Genomic DNA, 15,068 nt, shown 5'->3' with positions numbered 1-15,068 from the left:
AGGGCTGTCGTAAAGCGCGGCAACGGGGGCGGTTTTCCGAAGACCGCTGGGAAAGGCATGACCTCCCCGGCGAAGACGGTCGAATTCTTGAGGCGGCGACGCGAGGACATCGTCGGGCGATCGGAGCCGCCGCGCCCCTACGACGCCAAGAGGCGCCGCGGGAACGCCCACAGGCAGGTACGGCGGCGCAGGGGTGAGTCGTTCACGACTCGCGCGCCGCCGCTTCGAGCTGGTCCAGGATCCTGTCCTGGACCAGCTCGGACAGCTCGGCCACGGTCGGCGCCACGAACACGTCGGCCGGGGACAAACTCACCCCGAAGGCCGGGCGCATCCGTGACGTCACCCGCAGACTTGAGATGGAGTCACCGCCGAGCATGAAGAAGTCGTCGTGCGCGCCGATCTCGTCCAGGCCGAGCACCTGCTCCCAGATGCGGCACAGCGCCTCCTCCGTGGGGTTGCGCGGCGCGACGTGCTCGCCCGCGCGCTCGGGCTCGCGCGGCGGCTCGGGCAGCGCGCCGCGGTCGACCTTGCCGTTGCGGTTGAGCGGCAGCCGCTCCAGGAACACGAACGCCGACGGCACCATGTACGCCGGCAGCCGCGCGCCCAGCTCCTTCGCCAGCTCCTCACCCCGCGGCTTCTGCCCGGCCGCGGGCACCACGTACGCGACCAGCGTCTTGCGCCCGCCCGAGCCCTCCCTGGCCACGACCACGGCCTCGGCCACACCAGGACGGTCGAGCAGCGCGGACTCGATCTCGCCCGGCTCGATGCGGAACCCCCGGATCTTCACCTGGTCGTCCACCCGGCCGAGGAAGTGCAGGTCGCCGTCCGCCGTCCACCTGACCCGGTCGCCCGTGCGGTACATGCGCTCGCCGGGCGGCCCGTACGGGTCGGCCACGAAGCGCTCGGCCGTCAGCCCGGCCCTGCCGAAGTACCCTCTGGCCAGGCCGCTGCCCGCGAGGTAGAGCTCGCCCGGCGCGCCGACGGGCACGGGCGACAGGTTGTGGTCGAGCACGTAGGCACGGGTGTTGTCCACCGGCCGCCCGATGGGAGCCAGCCCCGCCCGCGCCAGCTCAGGCGTCAGCTCTCCGGTGAGGGCGAACGTCGTCGTCTCCGTCGGCCCGTACCCGTTGTGCACCCGCGTGCCCGGGCAGCGGGCCGTGACCCGCGACACCGCCGAGGGCGCGACCGCGTCGCCGCCCGCCAGCACCTCACGCATCCCGGCGAAGCACTCCGGCGACTCCTCGGCGAACAGCTTGAACAGCGCGGCCGTGACGAACGTCGCCGTCACGCCGTGCTCGGCCACCAGCGACCGCAGCCCTTGCGCGTCCAGCTCACCCGTGGCCACCACGACCTGGCCGCCGGTCAGCAGCGGCGCCCACATCTCGTACGTGGCCGCGTCGAAGGCGTGCGGAGAATGGAACAGCACACGCTCGTGCCCGGACCGCCACCGACTGTCCCAGGCCAGGCTGACGACGCCCCTGTGGGTGATCGCGACGCCCTTGGGCTCGCCGGTCGAGCCTGAGGTGTACATCACGTACGCGAGCTGGTCGGGCGGTGTGCTCGCCGGGATCGGGCCGTCGGCGGCGGGCTCCTCGCCGATCCGGACGACGGGCACGCCGAGCTCACCCGCCCTGTCCGCCATCGCGGAATCGGTGAGCACGGCCGCCGAGCGGGTGTCGTTCAGGATCCAGCGCAGGCGGTCCGGCGGGAAGCCGGGGTGCAGCGGCACGTACGCGGCGCCCGCCTTGAGCACCGCCAGCGTCGAGACGATCGCGTCAGCCGTACGCGCCTGCAGTATCGCCACCCGCGACCCCGGCCGCACCCCCACCCCGGACAGGACACGGGCCAGCTCGTCCGATCGGCGATCGAGCCCGGCGTAGGTGATGGGGTCGCCGTCCCCCCGCAGCGCCACCGCGTCCGGCATGGCACGCGCCCGCTCGGAGAACAGCTCGTGCACCGCGCGCTCGGGGTAGTCGCGTGCCGTGTCGTTCCACTCGGCCAGCGTCCTCCGTCGTTCGCCGGGATCGAGCGCGGTCAGCGCTCCCACCTGAGCCCCCACCTGAGCCCCCGCCTGGGCCACCATCTGGGTCAGCAGGGCCTTCAGACCTTCGCCCAGCCGCCGCACGGTCGCCTCGTCGAACAGCGCCTGGTCGTAGAGCAGCACGAACTCCAGTTCGTCGCCCGGGTAGACGACCAGGCTGAGCGGGTAGCCGTTCGCCTCGGCGGCGTCCACGCCGCTCAGCCGTGCCTCCCGCGCCTCGATCGGGTAGTTCTCGAACGCGATCGTGCTGTCGAACAGCGAGGTGCCCGGCGGCAGCCCGGTCCACGACCTGATCCGCGCCGGCGAGACCGCCTCGTGCCCGCGCGCCCGCGCCTGAGCCTGCTGCAACTCGCTCAGCCAGGACAGCAACGGCCGCGCGCCGTCCACGAGCACGCGCACCGGCAGGGTCTGGATGAAGATGCCGATCATGGACTCGGCTCCGGCCAGCTCTTCCGGCCGGCCCGACGTCGTGGCGCCGAAGCACACCTCCCGCTCGCCGCTGTGCTGCGACAGCAGGATGGACCACGCGCCCTGCACGAGCGTGTTGAGCGTCAGCCCGCCCTCACCCGCAAACGCGGCCAGCCGCCGGGTGACCTCGGACGGCAGGCCGGTACGCAGGCGCTCGGCCGCCTTCGGCCGATACCGCGGCGCGGGGACCCGGTCGTAGGGGAGCGGCGTCGGCGCGGTGAACCCGGCCAGGGCCGCGCGCCAATGCTCCTCGTCCGCCGCCGGATCCCTGGACAGAAGCCACTCGACGTAGTCGCCGAACGGGCGTCGCGGCTCGGGCCGCCAGGTGACGCCTTCGCGCAGCGCGGTATGGGCCGACAGCACGTCGGGCAGCAGCCGGTGCACGCTCCAGCCGTCCAGCAGCACGTGGTGCAGGGTCCACACGACGTGGACGCGGGTGTCCGACACGCGGATGAGCGCCAGCCTGCACAGCGGCGGCTCGGCGAAGTCGAGCGGCTCGGCCCTGTCGGCGGCCAGCAGTGCGGCCAGCCGGGCCCGCCGCTCCTCCGCAGGCAGAGCCCGCCAGTCATGGTGCGTGACCGGCAGCCCGGCCTGGTGGCGCACGATCTGTACGGGCGTGTCGAGACCTTCCCACGCCAGGCCCGTGCGCAGGATCGGCGTGTGGTCCACCACCGCCTGCCAGGCCATGGCCAGTGCCTCGGGGTCGTCCACGTCGTCGACGTCCATCTCGAACTGCGCCAGGTAGAGGTCGTCGCCGGAGGCCAGGCAGTCGTACAGCATGCCGTTCTGGGTGGGTGTGAGCGGGTAGACGGCGGCGATGGCGCGGCCCGTACCCGCCAGCCGGTCGACGGCCGCCTGGTCCAGGCGCGCCAGCGGGTAGTCCGACGGGGTACGGCCGCCCGCGTCGGGTTCGGCGCAGTGGCGTACGAGGCGGGTGACGTTCGCGGCGAAATCGGCCGCCAGCCGCTCGACGGTGGCATCGTCGTGCAGGTTTGACGAGTACTCCCACGTCAGTTCGAGCCGTCCGTCGCGGATCGCGCCGATCACGTCGATCGCGTGTGGCCGGTTGTCGCCCGGGTCCTGGAACAGGCCGATCGGCTCGACCTCACGGTAGAGCCCGCCGCCCGTCGGCGGGTCGAAGCGGCCCAGGTAGTTGAAGCAGATCCCGGGACGGCAGTCCGGCACGGTGCCGCGCAGGTAACGCAGCACGCCGTAGCCGAGCCCGCGCTTCGGCACGGCCCGTACCTGCTCCTTCACGGCCTTGATCAGCTCACTCCAGCCGGCGTCCCGGATCGTCAGCGCCAGCGGGAAGTACGTGGTGAACCAGCCGGTCGTACGCGAAAGGTCGACGTCGGGGATGATCTCCTCCCGGCCGTGGCCCTCCATGCCGAGCACGAGATCCCCGTGTCCTGTCCAGTCGGTGACCGTGCGGGCCAGCGCGGCGAGCAGCACCTCGATGATCTCCGTGTGGTAGACGTCGGGGACGTCGCGCAGCAGCGCCCGGGTGACGTCCTCGTCGAGTGCGGCCGTCACCCGCCGTCCCGAGGCCACCGTGTCGGCGCCCGCACGGTCCAGGGGGATCGCCGTCGTGCGCGCGGCGACGTCCGCCCAGTGGGGCCTCTCGTCGTCGAACGCGCCGGTCTCCGCGTGGGCGGCCAGCGCCCTGCTCCACCGCGCGAACGACGTGCCGCGCGGGCCGAGATCGATCGGCTCGCCCCGGACCGCCTGGCCGTAGGCGGTGTTCAGGTCATCGAGCAGCACGCGCCAGGACACGCCGTCCACGACGAGGTGGTGCGCGCTCAACAGCAACCGAGGTCGCCCGGCCCCGGTGAACAGCACGGCCACCATCGCGGGGCCGTTCTCGACGTCGACGCTCCGGTGCGCGGCCTCGATCTCGCAGGCGAGGGTGTCGCCGCCGACCGTTACCCGCCGAAGGCGTCCGGTGTCCTCCACGGTCCGCTGCGTTCCTGCCCGAAGCCTGGTACGCAGTGCCGCGTGGTGCTCGACCAGGGCGCGCACCGCGGATTCGAGCGCGTCGGCGTCCACGTTCTCGTCCAGTTCGGCGGTCACGTACTGCTGGAACACGCCGGGCACGGTGAACCGGTCGTACAGGAAGTGCTGGATCGGGGTGAGCGGCGCGGTCACGTCGCCCGGCTCCTCCTCCACACGCTCGGCGGCCCGCTGTACGTGTGGGGCGAGCGCCTCGACCGTCTGCCACCGGAACAGGTCACGCGAGGTGAACCGCAGTCCGGCGGCGCGTGCCTTCGACACCGTCTGGATGGCGAGGATGGAGTCGCCGCCCAGCGCGAAGAACGAGTCCCGCGCGCCCACTCTCTCGACGCCCAGCACCTCGCGCCAGATCCTGGCCAGTTCCCGCTGCGCCGGGCCCTCCGGCGGCACGTACGTGCCTGCCCGCTCCGGCGCGCCGGGGTCGGGCAACGCGGCCCGGTCCACCTTGCCGCGCACGGTCAGCGGGAACGCGGGCAACACCATGATCGTGGCGGGCACCATGCTGCCGGGCAGGAGAGTGGCGGCGAAGCGCCGTAGCCCTTCCGGGTCGGGCTCGCCCCGGCCCGACGGGATGACGTAGGCCGTCAGCCGGTCGCGCCCGCGGTTCGGCAGCACGACCGCGCCGCCCACCGACGGGGACCGTTGCAGCACGGCCTCGATCTCGCCCGGCTCCATGCGGATGCCACGGATCTTCACCTGGTCGTCGGTGCGGCCCAGGTATTCGAGCTCGCCGCCGGGCAGCCGCCGGACCAGGTCGCCGGTACGGTACATGCGCCCGCCCTCGGGCCCGAACGGGTCGGCCACGAACCGTTCCGCGGTCAGGTCGGCCCGGTTCAGGTACCCCCTGGCCAGGCCGGGACCGGCCACGTACAGCTCGCCCGGCACGCCTACGGGCACGGGGTTGGCGTAGGCGTCGAGCACGTACCCGGCGCTGCCCGTAACCGGCACGCCGATCGGGGGAAGCCCGTCGCCATCGGGGCCGACCTCGCCTGCCGTGGCCACCACCGTCGTCTCCGTCGGGCCGTAGTTGTTGACCAGGCGGAACGGCAGGCCGGGCCGTGGGCGGCGGCGCAGAACGTCCCCGCCGGTCAGCACCGTACGCAGGCTCGTACGCTCGATCTGCGGCACGTCGATCACGGTCTCCAGCCGAGGCGTCGGCAGGAAGCAGATCGTCGTGCCCGCGGCGGCGAACCACTCCACCAGTGCGTCGGGATCGTCGAGCGTGTCCCGGTCCGGGAAGGCCACTCGCGCGCCCGCGCACAGGTACGGCCAGACCTCCCACACCGCCGCGTCGAACCCCGGCGAGGCCACCTGTGAGGCCCGGTCCTGCGATCCCACCTCGAAGGCCGCCACATGCCACGTGCACAGGTCCGACAGCCCTCGGTGATCGATCATGACCCCCTTGGGACGTCCCGACGAGCCGGACGTGTAGATCACGTACGCCAGGTCGTCAGGTGTCACGCTCGGGATGACGCCGCCGGTGGACTCCCCGGCGTCGCCGGGGTGGACCACCCGGACGCCCGCACGGGCCACGTCGGACAGCACGAACGGCGCCCTCGTGTCGGCCATCACGTAGGCCAGCCGGTCGCGTGGCGTGCCAGGGTCGAGCGGTACGTACGCCGCTCCCGCCTTGAGCACGGCCAGCACCGACGTCACCATCGCCGCACCCGGTTCCATGCACACCACCACGGGCACGCCGCGTGTGACGCCCAGCGAGCCCAGGTGGCCCGCGAGCCTGCCGGCGCGCTCGTTCAGCTCGGCGTAGGTGAGCCGGCCGCCCCGCCACTCCACCGCCACCGCGTCCGGCGTGCGCCGTGCCCACTCCTCGAACCGAACGTGCACGGGACGCCGGTCGCCCGGCGCACCGGTCACCGGCCCGCCGGTCGCGCCACCGCTCAGCGGCAGACGGGTCATCGGCAGCCCGGGAGCGCCCGTCACGGACTCCAGCAGCGAGACCAGATGCCGGGCCAGGCGCTCGGCCGTCGCGGGCTCGAACAGGTCCGTGCTGTACTCGATCATCGCGTCCAGCCCGCCGTCGCCCTCGCCCTCCCGCTCGGCGAACTCCAGCGTGAGATCGAAGATCGACGATACGTGCGGCAGCTCGTGCCGTTCGGTACGCACGCCGCCGAAGTTCGGCACCTTGGGCGGGGCGTTCTGCAGCGCCACCATCGCCTGGACCAGCGGCGTCCTGCTCGGGTCCCGGTCCTCGCCCAACTCGCTCACCAGCCGCTCGAACGGCACGTCCCGGTTGTCGAACGCGTTCAGCACGTTCTCGCGTACCTCGCCGAGCAGCGCGGCGAACGTGGCGTGCTCGTCCACGGTCGAGCGCAGCACCAGCGTGTTGATGAAGCAACCGATCAGCGGATCGAACTCGGGCAGGTCGCGGCCCGACACCGGGGTGCCGACCGCCACGTCCTTCTGCCCCGCGTAGCGGGAGAGCAGGAGCTGACAGGCCGCCACCAGCGCCATGAACAACGTCGCGTCGTTGCGTGCCGCCACCCGTTCCAGCGCGGCCACCAGCTCGGCGGGCACGGTGAAGCGGTACGCCGACCCCGCCCACGAGCGGACGGCCGGTCTGGGGCGGTCCGCCGGCAGGTCGAGCGGGGTGATCCCGTCGAGCCGTTCGCGCCAGTAGGCGAGCCGGCTCTCCAACCGCTCGTCGGTCCAGCGGTCGCGCTGCCAGGCGGCGTAGTCCGCGTACCGGATCGGCAACGACGGCAGCTCGGCGCGCCGTCCGTGCCTGGCGGCGTCGTACAGCAGGCCGAGTTCGTCGGCCAGAATCCGCATCGACAGGGCGTCGATCACGCTGTGGTGCAGGCTCAGCATCAGCAGGTGGTCGTCGGCCGCCTTGCGTAGCAGCGTCATGCGCAGCACCGGCCCGGCGGCCAGGTCGAACGGCCTGGTCGTCTCCCGCAGGAGCAGCCGCTTGAGTTCTTCCTCCCCGAGCCCGGACACGTCGGTGACCGAGAGCGGCACCTCGACGTCGTCCGCGGGCCGTACGACCTGGACCGGTTCGCCCCGCACGGACCGGATGACCGTGCGCAGGGGCTCGTGCCTGGCGATGAGCTCGCCCAGCGCCGTACGCAGCGCCTCGACGTCGAACGGGCCGCGCAGCCGGTAACCGAACCGGACGTTGTACTCGACGCTCTCGGGATCGTGCTCGTGGAAGAACCAGAACCGCCGCTGCGCGAAGGAGAGCGGCGCCGGGTCTCCGGATGGAAGCGGCACGATGACGTCGGACCCGCCAGGGGAGAGCCGGTTCGGGGAGGGCGCTTCGTCCGGCTTGGACCCGTCAGGTCGCGCCGTGGGACGCTCCGTGTCCAGAGGTCCGCCTGAGCGGGACGGTTCGGTGGCGCTCGTGGAGAGGGAGGCGGCCAGGGCCTCGACGGTTCGTTTGCGGAAGACGGAGAGGGCGGGCTGGTCCGTGCCCAGCGCCTCGCGGATACGCCGGACGAGGCGGAAGGCCAGCAGCGAGTTGCCGCCGAGCGTGAAGAAGTCGTCGTTCACACCCACCCGGTCCAGCCCCAGCATCTCGGCCCACAGCTCGGCGATCACCCGCTCCTCGTGGGTGCGCGGCGCCGTGTAGCCGGTGTCCGCGCCGTCCTCCCGGCTGGGCGCGGGCAGCGTGGCCCGGTCCACCTTGCCGCTGGCGGCCAGCGGGAGCCGCTCCAGGGAGACGAACACGGAAGGGATCATGTACTCGGGAAGCGTGCGCGCGAGGAACCCGCGCAGGTGCTCGGGCGACGGGCCCGGCTCGTGGACCGGGACCACGTACGCCAGCAGGCGCTCGTCCGCCGCCGTCACCGCGGCGGCGGCCACTCCCGGATGGCCGCACAGCGCGGCCTCGACCTCGCCCGGCTCGATCCGATGCCCTCGGATTTTGATCTGGTCGTCGGCACGGCCGAGGTATTCGAGGTCGCCGGTCGGCAGGAGGCGGGCCAGGTCGCCGGTACGGTACATGCGCTCGCCCGGCGGCCCGTAGGGGTCGGCGACGAAGCGCTCGGCCGTGGCGTCGGGGCGGCCGTGGTAGCCGCGGGCCACGCCGGAGCCGGCGACGTACAGCTCGCCCTGTTCGCCCTCGCCCACGGGGCTCAGGTCGGGGCCGAGGAGATGAACGCGGACGCCGCGCATCGGGCGGCCGATCGGCACCGGGCCGGCGGGGGAGCGGTCGCCGGGGGCGAGGCGGAAGGCCACGCAGCCGACCGTGGTCTCCGTGGGGCCGTACTCGTTGATCACCGCTGTTGTGGGACACGCGGCCCGCAGGCGTTCGAGTGCCTCGCCGTACAGGGCCTCGCCGCCGATCACCAGGTCTTCCGTGGGCGACCGGTCGGCGGGCATCTCGTCGAGCAGGGGCAGATGGCTTGGCGTGATCTTCAGGAACGTCGGCTGGGCCGACGTGGTGTCGAGCGGGGCGACATGGACGCGTCCGCCCGCCGCGAGCGGCCCCCACAGCGTCGTCACCGACAGGTCGAACGACACCGACGAGTGCAGCGTGGCGGTTCCCGCCAGGCTCGGGTAGTCGCGCAGGCAGCAGGCCAGGTACGCCGCGAGCTGCCGCCGCTCGACCAGCACGCCCTTCGGCCGGCCCGTGGACCCGGAGGTGTAGATCGCGTACGCCAGATTCTCCCGCCGGGCGGGCCGTACGAGCGCGCGGTGTTCGTCCGGCTCCCGCCCCGGGGCGTCGTCGGCGCACAACACCTGGGCGGCGGTGACGGGCAGCCGTTCACGCAGGTGGCGCTGGGTGACGATGACGGGGGCACCGGAGTCGCCGACGACGAGGGAGAGACGGCCTGCCGGGAGGTCAGGGTCGAGCGGCAGGTACGCGGCCCCCGCCTTCAACACCCCGAGCAGGGAGACGACGAGGTCGGGGCCGCGTTCCGCGTACACGGCGACCAGCGTGTCGGCGCCCGCGCCGAGCGCGCGCAGGCGGCGGGCGAGTCGATCGGCCAGCGCGTCGAGCTCACCGTAACTGAGTGATCCGTCGCCGTACCGCCCGTTGCCGTCCGGTCCGCTACCGGGGGGCGGCGCGACGGATACGGCCGTCCGGCCGGGGTCGCGCCGCACCCATCCGGCGAACAGATCGAGCAGGTCGGCCGGGTTCGCCGGGTCGGGGCGGACGGCGGGGGAGTTCTCGCGGGCGGGCACCGTCGGGTTGTCCATGTCCGGGACTCCTAGCTCGATCCGGGTGGTCAGTAGATGACGCGGGAACGCGCGTCCAGCCGGAACTCACGAGACTTACGCAGGTCCCTGGCGACGTTCAGGCGGCGCAGCCATCGGTCGGTTCCGTCGAACCTGGCGCGGAACGGCTTGCGCCCGTGCACGGCCTTGAAATTGTCGATGATGCAGATGTCGCCAGGCTGGAGAACGACTCCTGTCATGGCTGCCTCGACGGCGGAGACGAGCGCGGCGAGTGCTTTCTCATCAGCCTCGTCCTGTGTTCCTGCCATATACGAGGGATCGGCGCGAAGATAGGGGTCGTCGGGCGCGCCGAAAAGCACGGGGCCGGGCTCGGGATCGTTCAGCGCGCTCTCGACGCGTCGGTAACCGCGTTCCCGCAGGGCAGCGGTCCTGGGATCGTCGTCGTGTGCTGTGACGCGATTGCCAGGGCGGTGCGAATCGTCGGGAAGAATGCGAAAGCGAGACTCACGGAGCAAGGTTTCCGTGGCTTCGTCGAAGCGCAGGTCACCGACGTCGGCATATGTCGTTTCCACACGATCGTGATTGCGCAGGCACATGAGCCCGAGATAGTCGGTGCGAAGTGGATGGAAAGCGTCCTCAGTGTGCCAGACGAGCGTTTCCTCGCTGCTCCACCCGATCTGCTCGTACTCGAATCCCTTGATCGGGAAAACGTCGTGCATAATGCGCCCGCCCTGTTGCGTGGCCCACGCGATCGGATCCCCGAGCAGGCTCGCCACCAGGAAGAACGCTATGTCCAGTACCAGCGTGGATGACGGTTCCGGCTGGTTGCGCCAGTCGGGTGGGGTCGGGCCGATTGCGTCGTCGTCGACGGGGAGACCGGACAGCACGAGGATTCCCGAAGGTTCGGAGAGCCGGAAATCGTACAGTGCCGCCCGCAGTCGGCGCGGTAACTCATCGACATGGGTACGGCTCACGTCCTGGAATTCCGCTGATTCCACGCTCGGGTGCCGCAGGGCCAGTTCGCTCGCCAGATCGAGGATCGCGGCCGCCTCGTCCGGGCGTAGCTCGAATGTTGACACAAGTCACTCCCTTCGCTGACAACGGTCGTGGTTGCTCAGCACATCTCGTGGTCAAGAATCAAGGATGTGGTCGCGCTGTTCAATGTGTTTGAGCCAGGGGTGAAACAGCGCAGTCACCGTGACGTGTGATAGCGTGACTCAAAGGAATTGCATGCGCGAGCCCATTGCACGAGCGCGTGCCGGTCGGCTGCGGGACCTTTGCGCGATACGGCTGATTTCCGGTCCGGCGGCTCAGGTGAAAAATTCGTCGTCGGCGCCGCCCGCGGCGTCCGCGTCATGGAAAAGGCCCAGGAAAAGGTACTGATGATCTCACCGCCATGAAGGAGGTCCATCGGTGCGCCGATCAGGATTGGCCCGTGTCACCAGTGCGGCGACCCATCTTCAGGTCTTCGCCATCGCGGGCATCAGCGCGGTGCTGCTCATCCGCACCTATCTGGCGAGCACCGGCTACCCGCGGCTCGGCGGCGGCGACCTGCACGTCGCGCACGTGCTGTGGGGCGGCCTGCTGATGGCGACCGGGCTGGTCGTCACCCTCACCTTCCTCGGCCAGGGGGCGCGCATGGGGGCGGCGCTGCTCGGCGGGGCGGGGTTCGGCACGTTTGCCGATGAGGTGGGCAAGTTCGTGACCACGAGCAACGACTACTTCTACCGGCCCGCCGCGGGGATCATCTATGTGACGTTCGCGGCGCTGGTGATGCTGGCCCAGTGGCTCAAGGCCCGCACCGCCTACACCGGCACCGAGCGTACGGCGAACGCCATGAACACCGCCCTCGCCGGCACGATCTCCGGGCTGACGGCGGAGCAGCGGCGCAACGCGATCCGCCTGGTGCAGGACTCCGGCGATCCGCTGGACGCCGCCACCGTCCGCCTGCTCGGCATGGTGCCGCCCAAGGAGGCGGTGGGCCGCGTGCGGTTGTGGGCGAGCGGCGCGGCGGCCTGGTTGGAACGGCTGATCCGCCACCCCGCGATGGTCGTGGTCGCGGTGGCCTACCTCGTCGTACGCGCACCGCTCCCACTCGTGGGCCTGGTACTGGAGAACTCCTACGACCGCCCCACCCTCATGGGCGAGCCCGAGCGGGGAGCGGTGATCGGGCTGGCCACCTCCGCCGCGGTCACAGTGGTGCTGTGCCTGGTCGGGGCCGCCATGCTGGGATTCTCGCGGCACGACCGCCTGACCGCCTTCCAGATCCTCAACCTGGCGATCCTGGCCGACATCCTGTTCGGCCAGGTGTTCGCATTCATCGTGAACCAGTTCTCCGCGGTGCCGGGCCTGCTCGCCGACCTGCTGGTCCTGCTGGTGATCTCCGCCAGGATCAGGCAGCTCAGGTACCAGGAGCCGGAGAACCGGCCAGGCTAGACGATGGCTCGGCCATGGCCACCGCGATCCTCCGCCTCCCCGCGTAGGGCTCGCGCCCGTGCGAGGTCAGCATGTTGTCGATGACCAGCAGGTCGTCCGGTTCGTAGTCGAAACGGCGGGACGCGGCCCGGTAGCACTTGCGCAGATGATCCATGATCTCGTCGGGGATGGGGCCGCCGTCACCGTAGTAGGTGTTGCTCGGCAACCTCTCCTCGCCGCACACCTCAAGCAGCCCCTCGCGTACGCTCTCCGGCAACGTCGTGACGTGGAAGAACGTCGCGTGGTTGAACCAGACGGACTCGCCCGTCACCGGATGCCGGTGCACGGCGTCGCGTACGGCGCTGGTGCGCAACGCGCCGCCGTCGAGCCACTCCGCCCGCACACCGTTGCGCCTGCAGTACGCGGTCACCTCGTCGCGGTCGCAGGTGTTGAACGCCTCCCGCCACGGCATGCCGAAGTCGTCGTCATAGTTGCGCACCACCATCCAGCCGCGCCGCTCGAACTCCTCGCGCACCGAGGGGTCGAGCGATGCGTACACCTCACGGGTGGAGGCCAGCGGTGTCGCGCCCAGCGAGGCGGGTGGCTGGAGGCAGTGGAAGAACAACACCATGGGCCACACGGCCTGGTAGGAGTTCTCGTTGTGAAGGAAGATCTCTTCGTCGGGCGGATAGTCGGTCGAGGTGTAGACGTTGCCCTTGATCACGCTGCGGGGTGACGATCTCTCCGTGTAGGCCAGAGGCGTGCCCGACATCGCGCGTACGGCCTCGTCGAAGCCCTCGACGCCACCGACGTCGAACCCGCGGAACAGAAGCGCTCCGTTCACCAGCAGGTTGTCGCGGATCTCCCGCACGTTCCGCGTGATCCACGCGGAGACCGGCTCGCCCGCGCCCTGGACGATCAGCGGTAGCATGATCTATTTCTGCGCCGGGTCGTTCATCGCGGCGACGAGGCTGTTCGGCCGCATGTCGATCCAGTTGGAATTGACGTAGTCGAGCGCGCTTTGCCGGTCGGTGTCGCTCAGCACGACGTTCCAGCCGCTGGGCACGTCGGCGAAGGACGGCCAGAGCGAGTGCTGGCCCTCGTCGTTGACGAGCACGTGGTAGGTGCCGTCCGGGTTCTCGAAGGGATTGTTGCTCACTGTTCCTCCTCGCGGGGGGTTTCAGCTGCGTTGGAAGCTCGCGGGGTTTTGCAGTTGCGCCGGGAGGCGAGGCCAGTCGCCGCGCAGCAGCGCCACACCCAGGGACGTGAGGGTGTGCAGGGCCGTGTTGCGGTTGCGCGCGGTGGTGATGAGTCCCGCCTTGCGCAGCACCGCGGCGTGTTTGCTCGCGCCGGCCAGCGAGATGCCGAGCCGTTCGGAGAGCACGCCGGTGGTGCAACTGTTGGTGAGTGCCTGCATGGCCGCCGCCCTGGTGTGCCCGACCAGCGCGCCGAGCGCTTCGTCGGCGGTCATGGGCTCGGCGACGAGTTCGGTCAGCACACCGGGAGTCCACGGGACCGACACGACCAGGGCCGGCAGGCCGGTCTCCTGTTCCCTGTCCAGGAACAGGCAGTGCTTGACCTGGAGGAAGAACGACGGGCTCAGCAGCAGGCCACGCCCGTCGAGATGCACGTCCCTGTCGGTGTCGTGCGGCACCTCCAGCACCGGGGGGTTCCACATGAGCTTGGGGTGCAGGGTGTCGAGCAGGCACTCCACACCGTTGGTGATGGTGATGCGCCCGAACGTCTCGCGTTCCAGTTCCAGGTAACCGCGTACCCGGCCCCAGTAGGGCAGGACCGCGGCCTGGCAGAACGCGAGCACCGCCGAGATCGCCTGGCTGTCGGACCGGGTGTGTGTCACCACGTCGAGCAGTTCCTCGACCGGGCGGCGTTCTCTGGCCAGCCGTTCCACGTGAGCGGCCTCGCCGTTCATGCGTTCGCGCACTCCCTTGCGCCATTCGCCGGGCACGGCACCGCCGCGCCCGAACAGGTCGAGAGCGAAGACGCTCTCGGTCACCGGGCCGAGCGTCGCCGCCATGCGCAGCCGCGCCAAGTCCTCGACCGTGAAATGAATCCGCAGCACGGCGGCTCCCATTTCTCAGCAGATTTTGGCCATGATGGTGGGGCGCTGCCGTACGCGATGCTGCAGGACGCGCGCGAGCTGCGGAAATAGCACGCACAACGACCGCGGGACGCGCGTTTGTTTGGACAGCTCCCGGCCGTTGCCGAGGTCGCCGGGTAGCGAAGCCCCCTGTCATGCCCAAGCTAACTCAGCGTCCGTTGAAGAGTCAATTGCGGTTGGGTTCAGAATCGAATCACCATCCAACTGAGCCGATACAGCCGCCATGAGCCGCGCGACATGGCCGGCGTACGGCGGCTCACCGTCCGCGCCGCAGGCGTGAAGACCCGTCTGACCGCCCTATTTAGCTACCGCGTCAATGAGCTGGAATCCCCGCGGCGCATCATGCACCCTTGAAAAGGGCGCCTCGCCAATCGCTGTTTCCTGTTTTTTCGGCGCTCACTTATCTTACGCACGGACAAGGGCAGCAGAATGGTCAGAAAAGTCGTCATCGCCGGGGGCGGTACGTCGGGCCGGATGACCGCGTCATATCTCGCGGTGGCCTCCGGCGACCGCGACGGCGTCACCCTCGTCGAAACGAGGCATGTCCCGGCCATCGGCCACGTCGTCCACCCGCCGTCGAGTCCTTCTTGATGATCACGGCCCTGACCGGCCCGTCCTGCGCGCCCGGCCGGCGGTCCGCCGGGATATCCCGTACGAACCCGGAGCTCGTCCCGCATGACGGAGGCCCGCGATGACCGATCTCCCCTTGGCGCAGGCGTTCTCGACGGCGCCGCTCGCGGCCGGCACCCACCGGTCCCGCGCGCTGATGCCCGGCTTCCCCGGTGGCGTGGCCATCCTCGCGGCGCCGCACGGCCCGCGTGCCTGCTCGTCCCGCTCGTCCTGTTCGTCCCGGCGAAGGGCCGAGCCGTCATGACC

Annotated in this window: 8 protein-coding genes; 3 read left to right on the top strand and 5 right to left on the bottom strand. The window is 70.8% G+C overall.

Features of this window, described 5'->3' with window-relative positions:
* Positions 1 to 202: 202 nt before the first annotated feature.
* Together ACIBVQ_RS37275 and gntD are read right to left on the bottom strand one after the other, a co-directional pair.
* Positions 203 to 9,679, bottom strand: a complete 9,477-nt coding sequence (locus tag ACIBVQ_RS37275) for an amino acid adenylation domain-containing protein (RefSeq protein WP_399183430.1) — start codon at positions 9,677 to 9,679, stop codon at positions 203 to 205.
* A 29-nt stretch (positions 9,680 to 9,708) separates the two neighbouring features.
* Positions 9,709 to 10,737, bottom strand: a complete 1,029-nt coding sequence (gene gntD, locus ACIBVQ_RS37270) for a guanitoxin biosynthesis L-enduracididine beta-hydroxylase GntD (RefSeq protein WP_399183428.1) — start codon at positions 10,735 to 10,737, stop codon at positions 9,709 to 9,711.
* Positions 10,738 to 11,071: 334 nt separating this feature from the next.
* Between gntD and ACIBVQ_RS37265 the strand changes: the two genes are divergently transcribed.
* The gene (locus tag ACIBVQ_RS37265) at positions 11,072 to 12,094 is read left to right on the top strand and encodes a hypothetical protein (RefSeq protein ID WP_399183426.1); all 1,023 of its coding nucleotides are present in this window, start codon (positions 11,072 to 11,074) and stop codon (positions 12,092 to 12,094) included.
* On the opposite strand, the gene ACIBVQ_RS37260 is transcribed toward ACIBVQ_RS37265, so the two are convergent.
* The 3 genes from ACIBVQ_RS37260 to ACIBVQ_RS37250 are packed head-to-tail and all read right to left on the bottom strand — an operon-like array spanning position 12,060 to position 14,153.
* Positions 12,060 to 13,004, bottom strand: a complete 945-nt coding sequence (locus ACIBVQ_RS37260; RefSeq protein ID WP_399183424.1) for a TauD/TfdA family dioxygenase — start codon at positions 13,002 to 13,004, stop codon at positions 12,060 to 12,062. The two genes, ACIBVQ_RS37265 and ACIBVQ_RS37260, sit on opposite strands and share 35 nt — an antisense overlap.
* A 3-nt stretch (positions 13,005 to 13,007) precedes the next feature.
* A complete protein-coding gene (locus tag ACIBVQ_RS37255) occupies positions 13,008 to 13,232 on the bottom strand; it encodes an MbtH family protein (RefSeq protein WP_352016300.1) in 225 nt (74 codons plus the stop codon).
* A gap of 21 nt (positions 13,233 to 13,253) precedes the next feature.
* Positions 13,254 to 14,153, bottom strand: a complete 900-nt coding sequence (locus tag ACIBVQ_RS37250; RefSeq protein ID WP_352016299.1) for a winged helix-turn-helix domain-containing protein — start codon at positions 14,151 to 14,153, stop codon at positions 13,254 to 13,256.
* Positions 14,154 to 14,621: 468 nt separating this feature from the next.
* Here ACIBVQ_RS37250 and ACIBVQ_RS37245 point away from each other — a divergent pair, with 468 nt between their 5' ends.
* Both ACIBVQ_RS37245 and ACIBVQ_RS37240 read left to right on the top strand, forming a co-directional pair.
* Positions 14,622 to 14,783, top strand: coding sequence for a tryptophan 7-halogenase (locus ACIBVQ_RS37245; RefSeq protein WP_362912099.1), 162 nt, complete (start codon positions 14,622 to 14,624; stop codon positions 14,781 to 14,783).
* Positions 14,784 to 14,883: 100 nt separating this feature from the next.
* Positions 14,884 to 15,066: a hypothetical protein gene (locus ACIBVQ_RS37240; RefSeq protein WP_399183421.1), complete on the top strand. Its 183-nt coding sequence runs from the start codon at positions 14,884 to 14,886 to the stop codon at positions 15,064 to 15,066.
* Positions 15,067 to 15,068 lie beyond the last annotated feature (2 nt).

Source organism: Streptosporangium sp. NPDC049376 (assembly GCF_044466505.1).
In the GTDB taxonomy this organism is placed as follows: Bacteria; Actinomycetota; Actinomycetes; order Streptosporangiales; family Streptosporangiaceae; genus Streptosporangium.
This window is presented reverse-complemented; position numbering and strand designations above follow the sequence as displayed.

What these genes read in the sequence shown, in the direction of transcription:
- ACIBVQ_RS37275 (WP_399183430.1), bottom strand. Translation starts at nt 9,679, where the DNA reads ATGGACAACCCGACGGTGCCCGCCCGCGAGAACTCCCCCGCCGTCCGC.
- ACIBVQ_RS37240 (WP_399183421.1), top strand. Translation starts at nt 14,884, where the DNA reads ATGACCGATCTCCCCTTGGCGCAGGCGTTCTCGACGGCGCCGCTCGCG.
- ACIBVQ_RS37245 (WP_362912099.1), top strand. Translation starts at nt 14,622, where the DNA reads ATGGTCAGAAAAGTCGTCATCGCCGGGGGCGGTACGTCGGGCCGGATG.
- ACIBVQ_RS37260 (WP_399183424.1), bottom strand. Translation starts at nt 13,004, where the DNA reads ATGCTACCGCTGATCGTCCAGGGCGCGGGCGAGCCGGTCTCCGCGTGG.